The sequence below is a fragment of the uncultured Tateyamaria sp. genome (assembly GCF_947503045.1).
Lineage (GTDB): Bacteria > Pseudomonadota > Alphaproteobacteria > Rhodobacterales > Rhodobacteraceae > Tateyamaria.
Genome location: NZ_CANNCF010000009.1, coordinates 45,404 through 65,976, shown reverse-complemented (window position 1 = coordinate 65,976; position 20,573 = coordinate 45,404). Strand labels below are relative to the sequence as shown.

Here is a 20,573-nt window from a genome sequence, read left to right as displayed (position 1 = left end):
GATCTGTCGACCCCGTGCCCGGATCAAGGAAGCCTTTGATCCGAACCTGGCCGCTGCGGACAAGCCGCTGCATGTCAGCCGTAAAGCGGAGTTCACCCCGCCCTACCGCATCATTCGTAAACCGGCGCCTCGGACGAGACCAATTCGGGCCAGTCATCCGTGACGTTCAGACCCTGCATCGGGCGCTGATAGCCCTTGTGACAAGTCCGGCAGGCCGCTTTGGGGGCATCGGCAAAGATCGGACCAAGACGCTCCGGCGGATACTGATCCTCTAGCGGGATCAGGTACTCCTGGTTCATCTCGATCACCATCTGGCGACCCATTTGGGCAATGCCCCATTGCGGTGTGTATTGGGCCGCGTCGTAAAACGCGCGGCTGTTGTGGCAGAACACGCAGTTCACCCCCAGCGAGTTCGCGAAATAGTTCATCAGCGAAAACGTCATCTCGGTTTTCTGGATGGTTGCGATTTCCTCATCGATGCCCGGCACACCGGCGACCCGGCTGTCCAGATCGTGGACGTTCACAAGGCTGTCGTAGTCGGTCAGGTACACCTCAAGCGCGCTGGAAGGCAGCGAGGTTGACGAGCTCATCGATGTCGCCCGGTTCTGCACCGCCGCCCAGCCACTGGCGTTTTCATTGACCGGGGTGACGTTGAACCAGATGTCGCTGGGCACGTTCTGACCGCGGTGGCAGGTATAGCAGTTCACCCCCACCTCAGCGACGGCATTCACATGGCCATCCCAGTTCTCGTTGATGTTCTGGGTCATCTGGATCATGCGGCGGCTGACAACCTTGGTGTAAAGCTCGTCCGACGCGTATTCCGAAATGTCCACATCGCCGTGGCAATAGGCACAACCTTCTTCCGGCGCGACCCATTGGGTGATCGCCAGCATGACCCGATTAAAGTTGTCATCTGTCAACTCGCCCAGAACCTGCACGTTCTCATAGACATCCTTGGCCAGCTCTTCGGCGCCTTCGGGGATGTAGGGTTCTTCGGTGTAATAGGCCTCGATCGTCGGGTCGGCGGCAGTGCGCGCGACGTTGTATTCCGGCACCGACATCCCCGTCCCGCGAGGGCCGGTCTGCATAGATTCCGTTTGGTACGGGTTGCCCCATGTCACGATCAACGCGGCGGCAAAGATGGCCGATCCAACCACACCCACCGCGATGGCAGGGCCAAAGATATTGGTCGGATTGTCCGCGTTCCATTTGTCAAACCACTTGGGAAACATATCAGTTCTCCTTCCCAATGAAGGCTTCGTACGAGCCATAGTCTTCGTAGCCGTACGCCCCGTCATACATCGGCGCGAAATTGTGCTCTTGCGCCCAGATGAACCAGTTGTCGACGACCGTCCCGGTCAGCAGAATACCGATCCCGCCGGTGATCGGGGTCAGAACCGCAAACCACCAGGCCCATCGGTGAATCCCTTCCATCGTGGCGTTGAACCCCATGGTCCAGCGCCAGAACAGGGCCGCGCGCTCGGTTGCCGTGCCGCGGTCATAGATTTGCTCCAACTCGCGGTCGCCGCCATAGCGGGTAACCGCCAGAATGGTGCCGCCATGCATACAGAACAGCAGGACAGAGCCATAAAGGAACACGATGCTGAGGCAGTGGAACGGGTTGTAATAGAGGTTGCCGTATCGGATCGAAAACGCAGTCGTCCAGTCAAGGTGCGGGAAGATGCCGTAGGGCACAGCCTCGCTCCAGCTTCCCATCAGCACGGGACGGAACAGACCGAGGACCAGGAACAGCCACACGGCGGACGCAAAGGCCCAGAACACGTGCTTGCCCATCTTGTGCTCGGCCGCCAGCAGATAGCTGCGCAGCAGCCACGTTAGGACCGAAACCAAAAGGAAGAAGCTGGCAATGATGTACCACCCACCCTCATCGAGCGGCGGCATGCTCAGCCCGTATTCGGGGCTGGGCGGTTCCAGCGCCAGCCAGAACAGTTGCCGAATGAATTCAGGGATGGAGTAACCCACCTGGCTCAGCATCGAGATACCGACCATCACGAACCAGATCAGGCCTGTGGCAAGCGACACCATGCCGGTCCAGCCCAGATAAAGCGGGCCAATCTGCGCGTTTCCGATAAACCCAGCCAGGGTCGAGAACCACGGCGTGCCGATCCGTTCGGCCAGCATCTCGCCGCTGTCGTCCATGCCCCATTCGGGTTTGCCCTGAACCTGGACCTGGGTGAAGATATTTTGATACTCGATAGACATGTGATCAGCCCCCAAATCCGGATTGATAGACAGGCAATGGGTCCGTGCCCCAGATCGGCAGGTTCAGCCACCAGTTCCACCATTCAGGCCAGCCGGACGTCCAGACGGGGCCAGAGATGATGATGCAAACCGCCGAGAAAAACACAGCGTTGATCGCCAAGAGCCAGCCCAGACGGTGAATGCCTAAGGTGCCGATCGAATATCCTATGAAATCGCGAAAGAACGTGTCTTCGTGATCGGGTGTCTTGGCCTCTTCACCCGCTTCGGGGTTGGCCGCCGACAGGATCAGTGCGCCGTGCAGCGCCAACGCCAGCGTGGTGGTAAAGAACAGCGTCACCGCCAACATGTGGGCCGGATTGTAGTGGAAATGCAGGTAGGCATAGCCGGTGTTGGACACCCAATCGAGGTGGCTGAAGATGCCATAGGGAAACCCATGCCCCCACGCGCCCATCAGCAGGGGGCGGAAAATGACCAACGTGACATAGGCCAGAATGGCAAAGGAAAAGCCGATGGGCACATGGTATCCCATGCCCAGCTTGCGGCAGATTTCAACCTCGCGCAGCGCCCATGAGATAAAGGCGCCCGTCGCACAGAAGGTGATGATCTGCCAAAGACCCCCTTCCATCAGCGGGGCCATGCCCAGACCGTAACTGAGGTCGGGCGGCGCGATGTTGATCAGCCAGGGATTGAAAGTGCCCTGTTGTGAGGCCCCCCAGAAAATCAGGACGGTGCCCAAAAGGGCAAAGAAGGCCGTCGTGACACCGAAAAAGCCCACGTAGAATGGGCCGACCCAGAAGTCGAACAGATCGCCGCCGATCAGCGTCCCACCCCGGACGCGATACTTTCTCTCGAAGGATAGCAGTGCCATCTCTCAAACTCCGCAGTTGGCGGCGCAGGCCCATCGGGGGTCACTAGCCGTCTTTTATGAATTGGTTTGTTGCGGGCAGGCCAGGGCGCACTGTTCGCCCCGCCCGCAACTTTGCTTCTTGTCCGCTTCAGCGGGCCTTACTGGGCGTTTTGAGCGGCCAGTTCGAACCAGTTGAAGTGGTCCGTGCTCAGCAGGACGAGGTGAATCATCGCTGCAAGCAGGAACAGGAAAACGCCTTGTGCGACAAACACACGACGGGGATCAAAGATGAGCCAGATCTTGTAGAACTTTGCCATTTGCTAATCCCTCCTCAGAACCACGGACGCCAGATGAACACTGCCAAATGAGCCACGACGGCAACGGCTGAAAACAGCCAGAGCCCGCTCATGTAGACAGCGTGCAATTCTTGCGCCTGCTCGTCTGTGAGACCTGTGAAAGACAGGTTTTCAGCCATAAGTATTCCTCCGGAATAATTTGCTGATGCCGCGCACCCCGCGGCCGGGTCCATCAGGGTTGCCCCTGACGGTTTCTGTCCACCTGTTGCCAGGCGTACAGTCTCTGATCTCGACAGGCGCACACAGGTCGAGAAATTCGATATCTACCGTTTGGGCGATCAAGCGTTGAAGATCATCGGCGTGATGATCCGCGCTTGGGTCCAGGCCCGGGCCATCGGGCCCTTGTCGGTAAAGCTGCGCGATTTGATTGCGGCCAGCGCCCACGTGAGGCAGGCCAGCGGCAGTGTCGCCACAAAGATAATCGCGAAATAGACCATGAACTCGGTCTTCTCTCCACTGCGCTTCTTCGGCGCGTCTGTGGCGATATTGGACGTCATGTCAGTCATTTATGTTCCTCCCTCGGAAACAGTTTCTGACGACCCGGCCAGGGCGGGGTCTAATGCGCGCACAGTCTCGATCACGACCCGGTCCGCACCGCTGGCGAGGGCTGCTTGCTCAGCCGCATCGCGCAGGGTTTTTGCCGCGGAAATTCGGGTCAGGATGGGGTGTTGCTCGACGATGTGGTCAAGCATGGCCTGCGCATCGGCATCCCAGGGGAAGTCGCGGCGCAGGGTCGTCGGGGTTGCCTCGGCACTGTCCATGTCGGAGGCCAGAGGCAGAATGTGGAACAGAGCATCGAACAGGCCGTTGCAGACCTCTTGGATCAGGTAGGTCGCCCCGGCATAGCCCATCATCGGCGTGCCCGTGTGGCGGCGGATCGCGGCACCGGGAAAGCTTGCCGGGATAAACGCAGGGCTTGGCCCGTGCCCGCCCTTCAGCTCGGCCAGATACATCTTTTCGTTGATCGACCCGAACACGACGAGGGGGCGCTTTTGCCCCATCCATGCGCGGACCTCTTCGTTGTTGGTCTTCTTGCCCGCCACTCGCGCAACCGCAAAGGCGCAGGGCAGGCCCATGTCATCCTCAAGGAACTGCCGGATGCCCCGGGTGTAGGTCTCGTTTGCAACAATCGCAAAGGACGCGGTGGCAAAGAAATCCTGCGTGACGGACCGCCAGAGGTCCCACACAGGTTTGAGCGTGGAGTGTTTCTCCTGCTCGATAAAAGGTTCGGGGTCGAGATCCACCAAGGTCCCCAGTGCGCGCAGGAACTTGGTGGTACTCTCGACCCCTATCGGGGCTTGCAAGTATGGCTTGGCAAGAAGCTCACACAATCCACGCCCGAACTCTCGGTACATGCAGATGTTCACATCCGCATTTACCAGATTACGCATTTCGGCCACGTGAGCACCCAGCGGGTGCACCATGTTGACCTCGCAGCCGATCCCTTCGACCAGTCTACGGATCTCGGCCAGATCGGATGGCATGTTGAACGTGCCATACATCGGACCGAGGATATTAACGCGAGGACGCGCACCTTCCTCGCGTTTCTTCTCGGGCGGCATCCGACCCTTGGTCATACCGAATTCGGTAAAGATCCAGGTCATCGCCCGATCTGCCGCTTCCCACTGATCCTCATCAATGGTGCGTGGCAGAAATCTTTGAATGTTGGTGCCCATGGGCGTGACACCGCCGCCGATCATCTCGGCAATTGAACCGGTGACGACCACGGCGGGCAGCGCCGGGTCCAGAGTGCCCCAGGCCCGCTTCATCGCACCTTCGGTGCCGTCGCGGCCCAACTCTTCTTCGCCAAGGCCCGTGGTCACGATAGGCAACTCATGGGGTGGCAGCGCATCGGTGTAATGCAGCACAGAGGTCACCGGCAGGTTCTCGCAGCCTACGGGACCGTCGATCACACATTGCAGGCCTTTCACGGCACAGAACGCATAAACCGCGCCCCAATACCCGCCTGCCCTATCGTGATCGATTATCAACATAGGGCACCTCCTGACAGTTGAACTGTCATGCCCGGTTGTAGGCCGGGCCGCGCCCGACCCTCCCCCCGGGAGGGCGCACTGGTTAGGTCTTGCCCCGAACCCACGATCTGAGAGCTTACGACGCCTCGCATCGCTGCACGGTTGCATGCGCCCACCCAGGCTCGAGCGCGTCCCTTCGCGATTACGCGGATTTCAGAACACACCAACATCAGATCATCTCCGCCGCTTTGGCAGCCTTGGCCTGACGCTCAAGCTTTTTCACATTCTGCGCCCGGAAATCCTCGCGCACGTTTGGCGTGCCTTCCCAGACGCCGGCAGTGTCGCCCGTACCGACGCCTTCAAAGAACGCTTTCATGTGCTCCATGCGGGTCTTGTTGCCGATGGCAGCATTGATGACCGTGGCCAGCGATCCGGCTCCGGCCACACCCATCAGGGGGCGCGCTGAAATCAGGTTGGTGAAATAGAGGCCGGGAATGCCCAGCTCTTTCGCCTTCTGCACCACGGGCGTTGTGCCGATCGCCAGATCGGGCTGTACCGCTTCCATCGCCGCGCAGTCATCTTCCAGCGAGGCGCGGAACTGCACCTTGACACCGCGCGCTTCGAGCCATTCCTGATCGTCCGCGTTCCACGGCGTACGCGGGCAAGCGGTGCCGACATAAGGCACATCCGCCCCGCTTTCGATCAACAGGCGGGCGACCAGCAACTCGGACCCTTCGTAGCCCGACAGGGTGATCGTTCCGAGAATCGGTGTGGCCGCCAATGCACCAGTGATCGCAGGCAAAACGGCGTTTTGCGCCGCCGCAATCTGATCAGCGGAACAGCCATGAGCGGCCCCGATCTGCGCAAGCCACGTCGCCGTGCCGTCACGCCCCACAGGGGCAGAGCCGACAATGGGGCGGCCTGCGGCCTCGAACTCTCGCACGGAGGCGGTGTAAAACGGGTGGATCGCTGCGACGACCGAACTGTCGAGCGCGGCGTATAGCTCGCGCCATTCGCGGCACGGCACAACCGGACCAGCGGCCAGACCCAATGGGGCGAGCATCTGCCCGATCATCATCGGATCAGCGGGAAACATCTCGCCCAGCATCGCAACTGTGGGGCGGTCGGACTTGCCACCGGCGGGGGAGGCAACGGGACCGGCCTCGACCTCTTCGCGGGCGTATTTCAGCATCGCACCGGCCAGCACATCCTTGGCCTCGGCATGGGTCGGAATGCCAAAGCCGGGCACATCGATGCCAACGATGCGCACACCGTTGATCTCGGACGGCAGCAGCCGCAATGGCACGCCAGAGGCCGTGGGCACGCAGAGGTTCGTCACCACGATGGAATCGTACTTCTCCGGGTCGGCCAGATCATGGACGCTTTCGCGGATGTCCTCGAACAGCTTGCCGGTGACCAGCGTTTCGGAATTGAACGGCACATAGCCGACCGAGCGGCGGGCACCGTAAAAGTGGGACACAAAGGTCAGCCCATAGACGCAGCAGGCAGAACCGCTCAGAACGGTCGCCGTGCGGCGCATCCGCAGACCGACGCGCAAGGACCCGAAAGCGGGACACATCGACTGCGGCTTGTCATGCGGGCCTTGCGGATAATCGGCGGCAAACTTGTCCAGCATCTCGGAATTGCCCGCCATCCGCGCGGCCTTCTCCATCTCTGATCCGGAATGACAACCAAGCCCGTCCACAGGTTCGGACACCACGGGCATCTCGGCCTCGCGGGGGTGGCCGACTGTCACCTCCACCGCGTCTGCGGTGTCATATGTGACCTTGGCGCTCAAGCCTGATCCTCACAGCAACGGCGTGTGATCTGTTTGGTCTGGATACAGACGGCCTGCGTTTGCTTGACCAGCTGTTGCGCCTGGGCAATCGAAACCTTGCCAGACCGGGCGACGAGCCTACCGTCTGCAATGACCCGCTGCGACCGTTCGACACGCTCAAGGATTTCAGAGGTGTCATGCGTCATCATAAATCACCTCCAGTGATGCCTTGGGCTCTGCATTCTTGCCCCGCATATCCAGATCGGTTGCAGGTTCCAGAACCACATCACCGCCGGTTTCTGAGGCATCGAAAAGCCCCAGCAATGCGTCTTGATCCAGGGGGGCCGGTCGCACGGGTGGGGCTACGGCGACGTTGTCACCCAAGGCAGCAAACAAAGTGCCCCATTCGGATTCGGCAGTGCCGACGATCTGGTAGTTGGCGGATTTCTTGCGCAGGTCGTCATTCTGCGGAATGGATGCAAGCACCGGGATGTCCACGGCTTCGGCAAAGGCCTGCGCCTCGCCCGATCCGTCATCCTTGTTGATGACCAGACCCGCCACACCGACATTGCCACCAAGCTTGCGGAAGTATTCCACGGCAGAACAGACATTGTTGGCCACGTAGAGAGACTGCAGATCATTGGAAGCGACGAGGATCACCTTTTGCGCCATGTCCCGCGCGATGGGCAGGCCAAAGCCGCCACAGACCACGTCACCAAGGAAATCGAGCAGGACATAGTCAAAGTCCCAATCGTGAAAGCCCAGCTTTTCCAGCAGCTCGAAACCGTGAATGATGCCACGGCCCCCACAGCCACGCCCCACCTCGGGACCACCAAGCTCCATCGCGAACACGCCGCCGCGTTTGAAACAGACGTCGCCGATCTTCACCTCTTCGCCCGCCAGCTTTTTCTTGGTCGAGGTTTCGATGATGGTTGGACAGGCCTTGCCACCAAACAGCAGGGACGTGGTGTCGGATTTCGGATCACAACCGATCAGAAGCACGCGCTTGCCCTGCTCGGCCATCATGTGGCTGAGATTGGCGAGGGTGAAGGATTTGCCGATCCCGCCCTTGCCATAGATCGCGATGATCTGGGTCTTGCTTGTCGGTTCTTCGGAAACGATGTCCGCAAGATCCTCGTGGGCCTCGTCACGCAGGCGCTGATCGAAATCCTTCAGGTTAGGTACTTCATCTTTCACGGCCTAGTGCTCCCAGTCCAAAATCATTTTCAGGCAGTCCCCATCGGAAAAGGCCTGTTCGTACGCCGCGCGCGCGTCGCTTGCGGGCCGGGTATGTGTGATGAGATCGCCAAGGCTCAGCGCGCCGCATTCGACCAGCGCGCGGGTGGCGGCAAGGTCTTCGCGCGTCCATTCCGCAGCAACGCGGAACCGTGCCTCTTTCATGAAGGCCGGCGGAAAGGCAAACGACAGCGGTGCAGAGTAGAACCCGGCCAGCACGATCTCGCCCCCTTTGGCGATGCGGCCCACCAGATCGTTCAGCAGCGCACCCTGCCCAGATGCGTCATAGATCGAAGTATAGTCGCGGCGCGGATCCTCATCGGGGTCCATCACCTCGTAACCGGTCGAGCCTGTGCGGCGGGCCGGGTCAATTTCCCAGACGGTCGGTGCAGGGGCACCGGCGGCAATTGTCAGACGGGCAAGCAAACGGCCCAGCACACCATGACCCACGATCAGGTCCGGCACGGCCTTATTCATGCCCGCCATCGCATGGCGCGCCGTGGCGGCCAGCGCCAGCAAGGCACCTTCGGCCCCAAAGCCTGCATCGATTCGTGTGACCCGCTCGCTGTCCGTCACCAACGTGCGCGCGGCTCCGCCGAACAGACCAAAGGCGCCTTCGTAGCAATTGGCCCCGGGCACGAAAACACGGTCCCCCGGTTTGAAGCCGGTCAGCAATCCAGCCTCGACAACTTCGCCTGCGGCCTCGTAGCCAGGGACCAGCGGATAGCCCATGCCGGGAAAAGGTGGCATCTCGCCTGACCAGAACAGTTTTTCGGTTCCTGTCGAAATGCCGGAATGACTGACTTGTACAACCAGATCCGCAGGCCCAGGCGCTGTCAGCGCGAGGGTGTCGACTGCGAGGTCTTTGGGACCGTTCAGCAGGACAGCGGATGTGTGCACGTATTTCTCCTCCTGCGCGGCTCTTGCCCATTGATTTCCGGAATGGAGACTCAGGGCGGGCGCACGTCTGATAGTGTCATTCTAGTTAGACACATCAATGTGTCAATCTAATTGGACACTTTTGTGGAGATTCAATCGGGCCGCACGCAGGTCAGAACTCGCGTGACGTACGCACGCGCCGGCTCGGGGCTGCGCACCTGAACAAAGCCCGCCTCGGTGACCAGCGCTTCGATCTCGGCAGCAGAGCGGGCGCGGCCCGTCTGCATGGCCATGGTGTATAGAGCAAAGTACACGTCCCCTGCCCGCTCAGGCCGCGTGCCACCGCCCATGGGCTCAGAGATGATCAGCCGACCACCCGCGGGCAAGGCCGCAAACACCCGCGCCAGCAGGGTGCGCACCGTTTCATCCGAGTGATCATAAAGCACGCGGATCAGCGACACAGCATCGGCGCCTGTGGGCAGTGCCTCTTCACGGAAAGAGCCGGGTACAATACTCACTCGGTCCGCCATGCCTGCTGCATCAAATCGGGCCTGTGCCTCTGGCACGACCGGGGGCAAATCAAAAAGAGTCATCTGCATCTTGGGTGCTGCATGGCCTGCCGCCTCCAGAAACGCGCCCGTTCCCCCGCCGACATCCAGCAGGTGAGAAACGCCCTTGAGGGAGACGGCCCGCAACGTGTCCTCGGCCACCAGCCGCTGGGATTGCGCCATCAGATCGGAATAGGTTGCCGCCTCGGCATCGGGAACATCTCCGCCAAAGACATAGGGCCAGAACTGGCTCAGCTTGGTGTCCTCGGGACCGCGCAGCAAAGCCACGGGGTCGCGCAGATCGTCATAGAACGCCTTGTGATGGCGGATCATCGCCTCAAGCCCCGGCACCCCCATCAGTGCCGCCCCTTTGCGGGCAAGACCATATCGGCCCCGCTTGCGTTTCAGCAGCCCAAGGGCGGCGCCCGCCTGCAACAGCACCTGCATCCGCTCGGTCGGGATATCGCAGGCTCGGCCCAGCACCTCGGCGCTTTGTGGTCCTGCGCGCAGGCGACGGAACATATCCAGCTCGACCAGCGCCATCAGCACCTGGCTTTGAACAAATCCCTGCACAACATCAAACAACGCTGCACCATCAGCGCGGGCGCGACCACGGGTCAAAGGGAATCGGCTGGCCCAGCTTTGAAAGCCCGGACGCGCAATGAGGCGGTTGATCCAGCCACCGCGCCATGCGGGCAGGTTGGCCGCCTCGCTGTTCATTCGCCAGGCACGGTTGTGTTGGCAACAACGGGCGTCAGACGCTCGGCATACATGCGCACCATCTCGGCCAGCTGCGCCTCGCCCCGGCAGCTTGGGATCGAGGCAATGGCCCCGCCCAGAATATCCTTGAGACGGCTGATCGCGCCTTGTACGCCCAACTCGGTCACCGCATTGGGCCGGCCATGCAGATCATCCTGCCCGGCAGGCTTACCCAATGTGTCGGCATCATAAAGAGCATCGCGCAGATCGTCTGCGACCTGAAACGCCTCGCCAATGCGGTCGCCCAGTTCGAACCACGGCTCGGCCTCCTGACCCGCAGCGATGGCCCCCATCTGCGTGGCAGCAATGAACAGCGCACCGGTCTTGGCCTGATGGTAGGCTTTGAGGTCAACCTCGCCTTCGCTTTCCCAGCCCTGCCCCGCGCAAATGCCACCGGGCATGCCGGTGCGTTGGGCCAATGTCATGATCAGTTGCGCCACACGGTCGGGCGCAAGGGACGATTGGCGGGCCAGAATTTCAAAGGCCAGCACGATCAGGCTGTCCCCCGTAAGCACGGCCAAAGGTTCGGAATAGGCGCGATGCACCGATGCCTTGCCGCGCCGAACATCGGCATCATCAAAGCAGGGCAGATCGTCATGGACCAAGGACGCGCAATGGATGAGTTCAAGCGCAGAGGCCGCGGCATCAGAGACCTCGGGCCGGTCATCGCCGCAAGCCATCGCAACGGACATCAGGATGGTGGGACGAATACGGGCGCCGCCGGGTGCGGTGGCATAGTGCAGCGCGCTTGCCAATCGAGGCGGTGTTGCGCGCCCTGCCCCTTGACCGATGGCGACTGCGTCGGCAATTGCCGCTTCGATCCGTGTGTTCAGGCCCATGCGGTCGCTCCCAAATCGAACAAGTGTCATGAATGTGAGACACCAAAGTGTAAATCATACTGGACACTTTGCCTTTGCGAGTCAACAATCACGCTGACCCTGTTCCCATCGTAAAAGGCCCTGACCCATCCCGTCTTTGCCCCCTTCCGAGCGCGCCGTTGTCATTGGCGCCGGCATCGCAGGCCTCGCCTGTGCGGCGCGTCTGCGCGCGGCGGGATATGCGGTAACGCTGCTGGAACGGCACAAGCGCGTGGGGGGAAAGATCCGCACGGTGCCATCACAGGCCGGACCTATTGATGCGGGACCGACCGTGCTGACGATGCGCCACGTGTTTGATGATCTGTTTGCGCAGCTTGGCGCGCGCCTCGATGATCATGTCACGCTGATCAGGCAGGACACGCTGGCGCGCCATTTCTGGGCCGATGGCAGAACGCTGGACCTGTTTGCAGATCAAGTGCGGAGCACGGAGGCCATTCGTGACTTTGCTGGCCCAAAGGCAGCCGACCAGTTCACCCGGTTCTGTGCGCGCACGGCCCGCCTGTTTGACGCTTTTGATGCGCCCATGATGCAAGCGGGAGAGCCACGCATTGGCGCACTCACCGCCCATGTACTGAAACACCCGTCCCTGATTCCAGCCATGGCGCCACTGTCCACGCTGCAAAGATTGCTGAGGTCCAGCTTTGATGATCCGCGATTGCGCCAGTTGTTCGGACGTTATGCCACTTACGTCGGGGGCAGCCCGACCCATGCGCCCGCCATCCTGTCGCTGATCTGGCAGGCAGAGGCGTCGGGTGTCTGGGTGGTCAAGGGTGGCATGCACAAACTGACCGAGGCGCTTGGCGCGCTGTTGACAGAGCACGGGGTCGATATTCGCACCTCGGCCCATGTCGATCGGATCGAAGTCAAGGACAACACGGCCCACGCCATTCACCTGGAGGACGGCACCCACCTGCCCTGCGACGTGGTTGTGCATGCGGGCGATCCGCGCGCTTTGCCTGCGGGCGCCCTTGGCCCAGACACCGAACATATCGCTGCGCAAACAATGAAAGTGGCGCGCAGCTTCTCTGCACGCGTTCTCAGTTTTGCCGCCACACCGCATGGACCTGAACTTGCCCATCACAACGTGTTCTTCGCTGCCGATCCGGTGGACGAATTCAATGACCTGATGGCAGGCCGTGTGCCTGCCCACCCTTCCTTTTACGTTTGCGCCCTTGATCGCGGACAGGGCGACACCCCGCCCGAAATCGAACGCTTCGAAATCATCACAAATGCCCCGGCCACACACGACACAACCGACGACGAGGACCTGACTCCATGGCTTCATCAGATCACGCAGCAGATGGCGCAACTCGGGCTGACTTTCAGCCCGATGCAGACCACGCAAACAGTGACGACGCCCCAAGCTTTCGCACGGATGTTTCCGGCAAGCCTCGGCGCGCTGTACGGCCAGACTCCGCACGGGCTGACGGCGGCGCTGAAGAGGCCAACTGCCTGCACATCGATTCCGAACCTTTACCTTGCCGGGGGTGGGACACATCCGGGCGCGGGCGTCCCGATGGCGACCCTCTCCGCACGGCACGCGGTCGCGGCGATCTTGAGCGACCGAACTTCAACGTCCCTGTCGGCCCCAACGGCTATGCGTGGTGGTATGTCGACGGCTTGAGCGATTGCGGCACGCGGGCGGTGTCGGTGATCGGCTTCATCGGTTCAGTGTTTTCGCCCTGGTATCGCTGGTCGGGGCGCAAGAACCCGCAAGATCACGTCTGCATCAATGTGGCGACCTATGGCAAAGGCGGGCGGTTCACCATGACCGACCGCGGGCAATCGGCCCTGCGGCAGACCGCGTCGCGGCTGGAGGTCGGACCGTCCGCGATGCGGTGGGAGAATGATCAGTTGGTGATCGACATCTGCGAAATGTCCTCGCATCCGTTGATTTCCAAGATCGAGGGGCAGATCCGCGTGCTCCCATCCGCGATCACGGATGTCGAATTACCTCTGACCGAGGACGGCGCTCATATCTGGCGCCCCTTCGCGCCGCGCGCGCGCATCGAAGTCGACATCGACCGCCCCGGATGGACATGGTCGGGTGAAGGATACTTCGATGCGAATTTCGGCACCCGCGCGCTGGAAGAAGACTTCAGCTATTGGACTTGGGGCCGTTATCCAACGGGCGAGGGCGCGACGTGTTTTTATGATGCAACCCGACTAGACGGGTCCGAGCTGGCTGCTGCCTTTTCCTTTGATGCAGGCGGTCAGGCGCATCACATCCCCCTGCCCGCCAAACTGCCCATGAAGCGTTCGTTTTGGTCGGTCAAACGCGAGACGCGCGGCGATGCGGGCACCAAGGCACAGCAGGTGCAAAACATGCTGGACGCACCGTTCTATTCCCGCTCGGCCGTGCGCACGACACTGAATGGTCAAGAGACGACGGGCGTGCACGAGGCGCTTGATCTGACACGTTTTCGCTCGCCTTTGCTAAAACCTATGTTGGCGGTCCGCGTGCCGCGTCGTCGCAACTGGACCTTTTCCTGATCTGGCCGGAAACTGATCGATTCAAGGAAACGTGGGAGCCAATTGCGGATCGGCCCTTCGGGGAGAGTTTGTTTGGCCAAGTGAAGTCGGGATTATCCCTGTCGGACCGACGGCTTTGCCGCTTCCTCACGGTTGAGGTTCCACACAGATGCATTGAGGGCAGCGGCGATGGTCACCCAGACTAGGTAGGGTACGAACAGCACGCCCGCGAGCGTGTCGACCTGCCACAAAGCCAGCATTGTGCTGAACACGGTCAGCCACAACACAACGATGATCGCCATGCCCATGCGGATGTTGCGCAGGCCGAAAAACACCGGGGTCCACAAGCCATTGAACGCAATCTGCATCGCCCAGAACGCCATGGCAATCCCGTTGCCTTCGGCCATACCGGCCCGCGCGCCCGCAAACGCCATGCACGTATAGAGCACCATCCACGTGACCGGAAACACCCAGTCCGGTGGCGTCCATGATGGTTTGTTGAGCGCGCGATACCAGGGCCCGGGCGGAAACAGCCCGCCGGTGATCCCAGCCCCAAGGCAAGCCGCGAAAAAGATGCAGAACAAAAGCCAGAACATGTGCGTTAAGTCGCCCCTGTGCGCGCGCCGATCAAAGCGGCTCTTTCAGACTGCCGCTTGGCCTCAAGCGATGCAAGCGCTTCGAACAGACTGTCACTGCGTCTTGGTGGTCCGTCCTTGGCAGCAGCATCCACAAGGAACTGCACTTCGGAGAGCGGTTTGGCGAACAGTACTGGGGACCGTGGCATGACCATGCTGGTCCCGCTTTGCGCAACCGATTGTGCCAGCCATCCCAGTTTCTGCGCCCTGCTGGTGCGGGCGCGCGCGCTGATGCTGTCATAGTCCATCGAGGTCAATCGCCCGGCAATGCCGGCATAGATGTAGCGCGCAGCATAAATACCGGGACGACACCCGCGTGGCAGTGCGGCCAGCCCGGCTTCGGAGCGATAATAGAGCCTGTGCGCCTCGATCACGAGTTGTTTGACCATGTCGCGCACCGCCTTGGTGGGGCGCGGGTCCGCGAAAAAGGTGGCACGATCTATCCCGGCTGCGTCCATCCAGTCGGTGGGCAGGTACACCCGCCCTTCAAGCGCATCCTCACCCACATCACGCGCAATGTTGGTTAACTGCATGGCCACGCCCAAATCGCAGGCGCGGGCCAGCGCATCGCGATCCCGCACGCCCATCAACACGCACATCATTGCACCAACCGCAGAGGCGACGCGGGCTGAATAGGCCTTGACCCCCGAAAGGGTCGCATAGGTCCGCCCCTCTGCATCCCAGGCGAGCCCCTCAAGCAAGGCGTCCGGTAGCGCGCGAGGCATATCGAACTGTTCGACCACTGCGGCAAAGGCGCGATCAGGCGCTGCATCCTGCGGAGTGCCGGCATAGACAAGGTCCAGCCGGTCACGCAGGCGCAACACCGCGTCGACCTTTTCTGCCTTCAGATCAACCTCGTCATCCGCCAGACGGCAAAAGGCGTAGAGCGCCAGCGCCGGGTCGCGCACCCGTTTGGGCAGCAATTTCGAGGCAGCATGAAAAGACAGCGATCCATGACGGATCGCTTCGGTACAGGCTTCCAGATCGCGGGGGTTCATCATTTGACTGCATCCGGAACAAGCTGGCCAAGCACTTCGGCGGTGGAAATCACGCCAGGCACACCCGCGCCCGGATGGGTGCCGGCACCGACAAGATAGAGGCCTTCGGCTTCTTCACTCACGTTGTGGGGGCGAAACCAGGCCGATTGCAGAATACGCGGCTCAATGGAAAAACCCGAACCGTGGGGCGACAGGTAACGGTCGCGGAACGTCTCGGGCGTGAACACGGTATCTGTGCTGATTTTCGACCCTAACCCGGGCATAAGCTGATCTTCGAGCACCTTCAGCATCTTGGTTTTGTAGGCCTCTGCCTCGGTCGCCCAATCAACACCGCCATGGCCCAGATGAGGCACTGGGGACAGGACATAGAATGTGTCATCGCCCTCTGGCGCGACGCTCGGGTCGGTGACGGAGGGGCGATGGACATAGAGGCTCATGTCGTCGGCCAGTTTGCCCTTCATGAAGATATCATCGAGCAGGCCAGTGTAGCGTGGCGCGTTAAGGATGGTGTGGTGTCCCACGTCCGACCACTCGCCGCGCGTGCCCTTGGTGCCGAAATACCAGACAAACAGGCTCATCGAATAGCGGGTGCGTTTGAGGCGCGCAGGCGTCCAGCGTTTCTTGGGGCGATTGCGCAAAAGGCGGTCATAGGTGTGGCCTGAATCCGCATTGGACACAACCACATCCGCGCCCAGTTCGAGCCCCGAGGACAGCCGCACACCGCGCGCGCGACCGCCGTCAATCACGATTTCGTCGACCTCAGTGTCCATCAGCAAGGCGCCGCCCTGATCCTCGATCACGTCACCCATCTTGCGCGCCATATGGGCAAGACCACCCATCGCATAGTGCACCCCGAATTCTTTTTCGAGGTAGCTGACCAGAATATACATGCTGGTCACATGGGTCGGATCGCCGCCGATAAAAAGCGGGTGAAAGGAAAATGCCATGCGCAGCTTTTCGTTGCGGAATCGCTTGGCGGCGTGGGCGTAGACGGACCGGTCCGCGCGCAAGATGCCAAAGGTCGGCAGCACCTGCACCAGATCCCACAGCTTGTGCATCGAACGGCGACCCAGGTCCTCAAAGCCGAACCAGTACCGCTTGGCCGAATCTTGCAGGAATTTGTCAAACCCGGCCACATCCCGCGGCTCGATCTTGGCCACCTCTTCGCGCATCGCATTGGTGTCTTGCTGGGCAACAAACCTGGTCCCGTCTGGCCAGCGAATTTCGTAAAACGGGGTGAGCGGCCGAAGGTCAACATCAACGTCAAAATCACGCCCGCATGCAGCCCAAAGCTCTCGATAAAGTTGCGGCACAGTGACTATCGTCGGGCCCAGATCGAACCGGTGACCCTCCTGCCAGATGGCCGACCCGCGCCCGCCCGGCACATTCAGCTTGTCCACCACGGTGACCTTGTACCCTTTGGCCCCCAGACGCATCGCAGCGGCCAAACCGCCAAGACCTGCGCCGATCACGATGGCGCGGTTTCCGGTGCGGGTTTCCGATTCTATAGGATCAAGGCGTGTCATCTTGTTCGAACATAGATGTGTCTAGTTTAGTTGACAATTTCTTTTCCGCCCATAAGCTTGGAGACGTGCCGAAAGGCTGCCCTTCAGTGCGAAACAGATGAGTCAGACAATCACCCTTTCCTTCTTCCGCTTTTCCCGGTGGCGCGACCGGGCTTGGGCGCTTGCCATGATGGGCGGCGCGCGGATGGCCATGGCCCGCATCCCCGATCTGGCGTTCTGGAAACTCTGCGGGTCAGGAACAGGCGAAGGATTTACGCCCCTGCCGAACACAGGCGTCTATGCCATTCTCTGCGTGTGGCCTGACCGCTGCACGGCTGAAAAACGCATCGCGGGCACATCTATTTTCGCTCGTTACCGCCGACGCGCCTTTGAGCATTGGACTGTCTTCCTTTCGCCGACATCTGCGCGTGGAGAATGGAGCGGAACTGAGCCGTTTTCACCCGTATCAGAGCCTGTTTCGGGACCTTTGGCCGCCCTGACTCGAGCCACGATCAGACCCAGTATTCTTGCCAAGTTCTGGGGCCGTGTCCCGGACATCTCGACCATGATCGGGTCGGACCCGAATGTCGTTTTCAAGATTGGCATCGGCGAGGTTCCGATGTTGCACCAGATCACCTTCTCCATCTGGCCAGGGACGCACGAAATGGCAGCATTTGCGCGCACAAACGGACCGCACGCCGCCGCCATTCAGGCCGTCCGCGATGGCGCTTGGTTCAAGGAAGAACTTTATGCCCGCTTTGCTATTCTCGGCGACACAGGCACGTGGGGCGGGGTCAGCCCGCTTGAAGGACTGAACTTGCAATGATCAACTCCCCCTTCCCTTTTTCTGCAATTGTCGGGCAGACCGATATGAAGCGCGCCATGGTCTTGACTGCCATCGACCCCGGGATTGGCGGCGTTCTGGTGTTTGGCGACCGGGGAACGGGCAAATCGACAGCAGTGCGCGCGCTGGCCGCCCTTTTGCCGCCCATCACAGCCATTGTCGGTTGCCCCATCAATGCCGCCAACCATGAAGAATGCCCAGAATGGGCCTATATAGAGACAAAAAAGAAAGCCAAGCGTCCAACACCGGTCATCGATCTGCCCCTTGGCGCGACCGAAGACCGTGTGGTTGGCGCGCTCGACATCGAACGCGCCCTGACGCGGGGGGAAAAGGCATTTGAACCCGGCTTGCTCGCGCGTGCCAATCGCGGTTACCTCTACATCGACGAGGTCAATCTGCTTGAAGATCACATCGTGGATCTGCTGCTGGACGTGGCCCAATCCGGCGAAAACGTGGTTGAACGCGAAGGCCTGTCCATCCGCCACCCTGCCCGCTTTGTTCTTGTCGGCTCCGGCAACCCCGAGGAGGGCGAATTGCGACCGCAATTGCTGGACCGCTTTGGGCTGTCCGTTGAAGTGCGCAGCCCAAATGATGTCGCGCAACGGATCGAGGTCATCAAACGCCGTGACCGGTTCGAAAGTGATCACGCGGCCTTTATGACCCAATACGAAAAGGAAGATGCCAAAATCAGGCGTCGGATACTGGCCGCGCGCAAATTACTGCCGCAAATCGAGACACCGGATGCAATCCTGCATGATTGCGCAGAACTGTGTATCGCCCTTGGCTCAGACGGGTTGCGTGGCGAATTGACCCTGCTGCGCGCCGCGCGTGCCTTGGCCGCCTATGACAAGGCGCGCGTTCTGACCCGTGATCATCTGCGCTCAATTGCCCCTATCGCCTTGTCCCACCGCCTGCGCCGCGACCCACTGGACGAGGCCGGAAGCGGTACGCGCGTCGAACGCACCGTCGAAGCGGTGCTGACATGACTCGCTGCCCCTTAGCCTGATGAGCGCGGAGTCCTGGCATAATGCCGCATTGGCACTCAAATTACTTGCAATAGATCCTGTGGGCCTGGGCGGCGCAGTCATTCGCATGCGCGCTTCCCCTGCCCGCGATGCGCTGCTGGCAGACTTTCGTCCCCGCCATCCGATACGCAAATTGCCCATTGGCATTGCGGACGAGCAACTATTTGGTGGCATTGATCTGAGTGCGACACTTGCATCATCAGAAATCATTGAAAATAAAGGTTTTTTTCATACTTCGTGTACTGCAATGATCCCCATGGCCGAGAGGTGCCCCACATCGCTGGGCGCAAAACTCGCGACACTGTCCGAACGGTCTCTAACAAATGGCATTCTGGCTCTTGATGAAGGGATTGAGGAGGACGAAAGCACACCGACCGTTTTATCTGAACGCCTCGCATTTCACATCTGCCCCGAGGGACGCAAACCGTCTGTCCCCGCGGGGACAAATCCCTCTGGTGGTCCAGTTGACCGAGAAGAGGCATTGACCCAACTGACGCTGCTTGCAGCTCGGTTTGGTATACCGTCCTTGCGTGCGCCTACACTCGCGCTCAAGGCAGCATCGGCAAACGCTACATTAATGGGCAGAGATCACTTGACCGATCAGGACGTAACTGTGGCTGCGTCGCTTGTGTACCCCCATCGCGCAACCCTCGTTCCCGAGGCCGAGCAATCTGAGCAAGAGAAGACGCCACCTCCACCCCAAGACGATACCGGAGATGGTCAGGACAGCGATCAGGAGCTGAACCTGCCCGACACAGACATGCTGATCGCGGCTGTCAAATCGCTCCTTCCGCAAGGGCTGCTGTCTGGACTTGTCCCTGCGGGGACAGCACGGCAAAGCGGTGGCGCGGGCGCAGGCCAGAAACGGTCATCAAACCGCCGGGGGCGCCCCCTGCCCTCGCGACCCGGACGGCTGGACGGCACCAAACGCATCGACCTGATCGGCACCCTGCGCGCGGCGGCGCCATGGCAACCGCTGCGCCGCCAACAACAGCCAGGCAAACAGGGTTTGCTCTTTCGCCCATCAGACATCCGTCTCAAACGCTATCAGGAGCAATCAGATCGCCTGTTGATCTTTTGCGTAGACGCCTCTGGTTCAGCCGCGGTCTCGCGTTTGGGCGAGGCCAAAGGGGCTATCGAACTGCTTTTGGCCGAAGCCTATGCAAGCCGCGATCAGGTCTCCTTGATTTCTTTCCGGGGGACCGACGCCGAGGTTTTGCTGCCCCCTACCCGCTCGCTGGTGCAGACCAAGCGACGCCTGTCCGCGTTGCCTGGCGGTGGCGGCACGCCTTTGGCGACGGGACTGCAGAGCGCGCTGTTGCTGGCCTTGCAATCGCGGTCCAAGGGAATGACCCCGACGGTGGTCCTGATCACCGATGGCCGAGCGAATATTGCCCTTGATGGCAGTGCCAATCGGGCGCTGGCCGGCGAGGACGCAACGCGGATGGCGCGAGCGCTGACCGCTTCTGGAATCGCAAGTCTTGTGATCGACATGTCCAACCGACCTCAACCCTCATTGGCAGCGCTCAGCCGGACCTTGTCCGCTCCGTATGTGCCATTGCCACGGGCAGACGCGCATCGGTTGACCAGCGCGGTGAATTCCGCTCTGGATGGCTAA

General features: G+C 60.8%; 21 protein-coding genes. 5 read left to right on the top strand and 16 right to left on the bottom strand.

Annotated features, from left to right (window positions below; all coding sequences use genetic code 11):
• Positions 1-110: 110 nt before the first annotated feature.
• The 13 genes from pufC to Q1A89_RS22065 all read right to left on the bottom strand — a co-directional run bounded on the left by pufC (position 111) and on the right by Q1A89_RS22065 (position 11,437).
• Positions 111-1,232, bottom strand: coding sequence for a photosynthetic reaction center cytochrome PufC (gene pufC, locus Q1A89_RS22125; protein WP_299733704.1), 1,122 nt, complete (start codon positions 1,230-1,232; stop codon positions 111-113).
• 1 nt (position 1,233) lies between these two features.
• Positions 1,234-2,223 (bottom strand): photosynthetic reaction center subunit M, encoded by a 990-nt coding sequence (gene pufM, locus Q1A89_RS22120; protein ID WP_299733702.1) that lies wholly within the window; start codon positions 2,221-2,223, stop codon positions 1,234-1,236.
• A gap of 4 nt (positions 2,224-2,227) precedes the next feature.
• Positions 2,228-3,091 (bottom strand): photosynthetic reaction center subunit L, encoded by an 864-nt coding sequence (gene pufL / locus Q1A89_RS22115; RefSeq protein ID WP_299733700.1) that lies wholly within the window; start codon positions 3,089-3,091, stop codon positions 2,228-2,230.
• A 137-nt stretch (positions 3,092-3,228) separates the two neighbouring features.
• On the bottom strand, positions 3,229-3,387 hold the full coding sequence (gene pufA / locus Q1A89_RS22110) for a light-harvesting antenna LH1, alpha subunit (protein ID WP_299733698.1): 159 nt from the start codon (positions 3,385-3,387) through the stop codon (positions 3,229-3,231).
• A gap of 14 nt (positions 3,388-3,401) precedes the next feature.
• A complete protein-coding gene (gene pufB / locus Q1A89_RS22105) occupies positions 3,402-3,545 on the bottom strand; it encodes a light-harvesting antenna LH1, beta subunit (protein ID WP_299733696.1) in 144 nt (47 codons plus the stop codon).
• Positions 3,546-3,704: 159 nt separating this feature from the next.
• On the bottom strand, positions 3,705-3,932 hold the full coding sequence (pufQ, locus tag Q1A89_RS22100) for a cytochrome PufQ (RefSeq protein WP_299733694.1): 228 nt from the start codon (positions 3,930-3,932) through the stop codon (positions 3,705-3,707).
• Positions 3,933-5,420 (bottom strand): chlorophyllide a reductase subunit Z, encoded by a 1,488-nt coding sequence (gene bchZ / locus Q1A89_RS22095; RefSeq protein WP_299733692.1) that lies wholly within the window; start codon positions 5,418-5,420, stop codon positions 3,933-3,935. It lies immediately after the preceding gene.
• Positions 5,421-5,628: 208 nt separating this feature from the next.
• Positions 5,629-7,125: a chlorophyllide a reductase subunit Y gene (gene bchY / locus Q1A89_RS22090; RefSeq protein WP_299733726.1), complete on the bottom strand. Its 1,497-nt coding sequence runs from the start codon at positions 7,123-7,125 to the stop codon at positions 5,629-5,631.
• Between the two features lie 68 nt (positions 7,126-7,193).
• Positions 7,194-7,385 carry a hypothetical protein gene (locus Q1A89_RS22085; protein WP_299733690.1) on the bottom strand — a complete coding sequence of 64 codons (192 nt, stop codon included), beginning with the start codon at positions 7,383-7,385 and terminating at the stop codon, positions 7,194-7,196.
• Positions 7,372-8,373 (bottom strand): chlorophyllide a reductase iron protein subunit X, encoded by a 1,002-nt coding sequence (locus Q1A89_RS22080; RefSeq protein WP_299733688.1) that lies wholly within the window; start codon positions 8,371-8,373, stop codon positions 7,372-7,374. The genes Q1A89_RS22085 and Q1A89_RS22080 overlap by 14 nt, the downstream gene beginning before the upstream one ends.
• 3 nt (positions 8,374-8,376) lie before the next feature.
• On the bottom strand, positions 8,377-9,312 hold the full coding sequence (gene bchC / locus Q1A89_RS22075) for a chlorophyll synthesis pathway protein BchC (protein ID WP_299733686.1): 936 nt from the start codon (positions 9,310-9,312) through the stop codon (positions 8,377-8,379).
• A gap of 131 nt (positions 9,313-9,443) precedes the next feature.
• Positions 9,444-10,559, bottom strand: coding sequence for a methyltransferase (locus tag Q1A89_RS22070; RefSeq protein WP_299733681.1), 1,116 nt, complete (start codon positions 10,557-10,559; stop codon positions 9,444-9,446).
• A complete protein-coding gene (locus Q1A89_RS22065; protein ID WP_299733680.1) occupies positions 10,556-11,437 on the bottom strand; it encodes a polyprenyl synthetase family protein in 882 nt (293 codons plus the stop codon). The genes Q1A89_RS22070 and Q1A89_RS22065 overlap by 4 nt, the downstream gene beginning before the upstream one ends.
• 136 nt (positions 11,438-11,573) lie before the next feature.
• Here Q1A89_RS22065 and crtD point away from each other — a divergent pair, with 136 nt between their 5' ends.
• Together crtD and crtC are read left to right on the top strand one after the other, a co-directional pair.
• Entirely contained in the window at positions 11,574-13,100 is a 1,527-nt protein-coding gene (crtD, locus tag Q1A89_RS22060) for a 1-hydroxycarotenoid 3,4-desaturase CrtD (RefSeq protein ID WP_299733678.1), read from the top strand.
• Positions 13,097-13,969, top strand: a complete 873-nt coding sequence (gene crtC / locus Q1A89_RS22055; protein WP_299733676.1) for a carotenoid 1,2-hydratase — start codon at positions 13,097-13,099, stop codon at positions 13,967-13,969. The genes crtD and crtC overlap by 4 nt, the downstream gene beginning before the upstream one ends.
• A gap of 92 nt (positions 13,970-14,061) precedes the next feature.
• Here crtC and Q1A89_RS22050 read toward each other — a convergent pair whose 3' ends face one another.
• Genes Q1A89_RS22050 through Q1A89_RS22040 form a run of 3 tightly spaced genes read right to left on the bottom strand, consistent with a single transcriptional unit; the run spans position 14,062 to position 17,107 of the window.
• Positions 14,062-14,544 carry a TspO/MBR family protein gene (locus Q1A89_RS22050; protein WP_299733673.1) on the bottom strand — a complete coding sequence of 161 codons (483 nt, stop codon included), beginning with the start codon at positions 14,542-14,544 and terminating at the stop codon, positions 14,062-14,064.
• Positions 14,545-14,549: 5 nt separating this feature from the next.
• The gene (gene crtB / locus Q1A89_RS22045) at positions 14,550-15,584 is read right to left on the bottom strand and encodes a 15-cis-phytoene synthase (protein WP_299733671.1); all 1,035 of its coding nucleotides are present in this window, start codon (positions 15,582-15,584) and stop codon (positions 14,550-14,552) included.
• Entirely contained in the window at positions 15,581-17,107 is a 1,527-nt protein-coding gene (locus Q1A89_RS22040; protein ID WP_299733669.1) for a phytoene desaturase, read from the bottom strand. Before Q1A89_RS22040 ends, crtB begins: the two co-directional genes overlap by 4 nt.
• Before the next feature lie 97 nt (positions 17,108-17,204).
• Here Q1A89_RS22040 and crtA point away from each other — a divergent pair, with 97 nt between their 5' ends.
• From crtA to Q1A89_RS22025, 3 genes are read left to right on the top strand one after another with little or no spacing between them, the layout of a single operon-like run.
• Positions 17,205-17,912, top strand: coding sequence for a spheroidene monooxygenase (gene crtA / locus Q1A89_RS22035; protein WP_299733667.1), 708 nt, complete (start codon positions 17,205-17,207; stop codon positions 17,910-17,912).
• Entirely contained in the window at positions 17,912-18,916 is a 1,005-nt protein-coding gene (gene bchI / locus Q1A89_RS22030; RefSeq protein WP_299733724.1) for a magnesium chelatase ATPase subunit I, read from the top strand. The genes crtA and bchI overlap by 1 nt, the downstream gene beginning before the upstream one ends.
• Before the next feature lie 19 nt (positions 18,917-18,935).
• Positions 18,936-20,573: a magnesium chelatase subunit D gene (locus Q1A89_RS22025; protein WP_299733665.1), complete on the top strand. Its 1,638-nt coding sequence runs from the start codon at positions 18,936-18,938 to the stop codon at positions 20,571-20,573.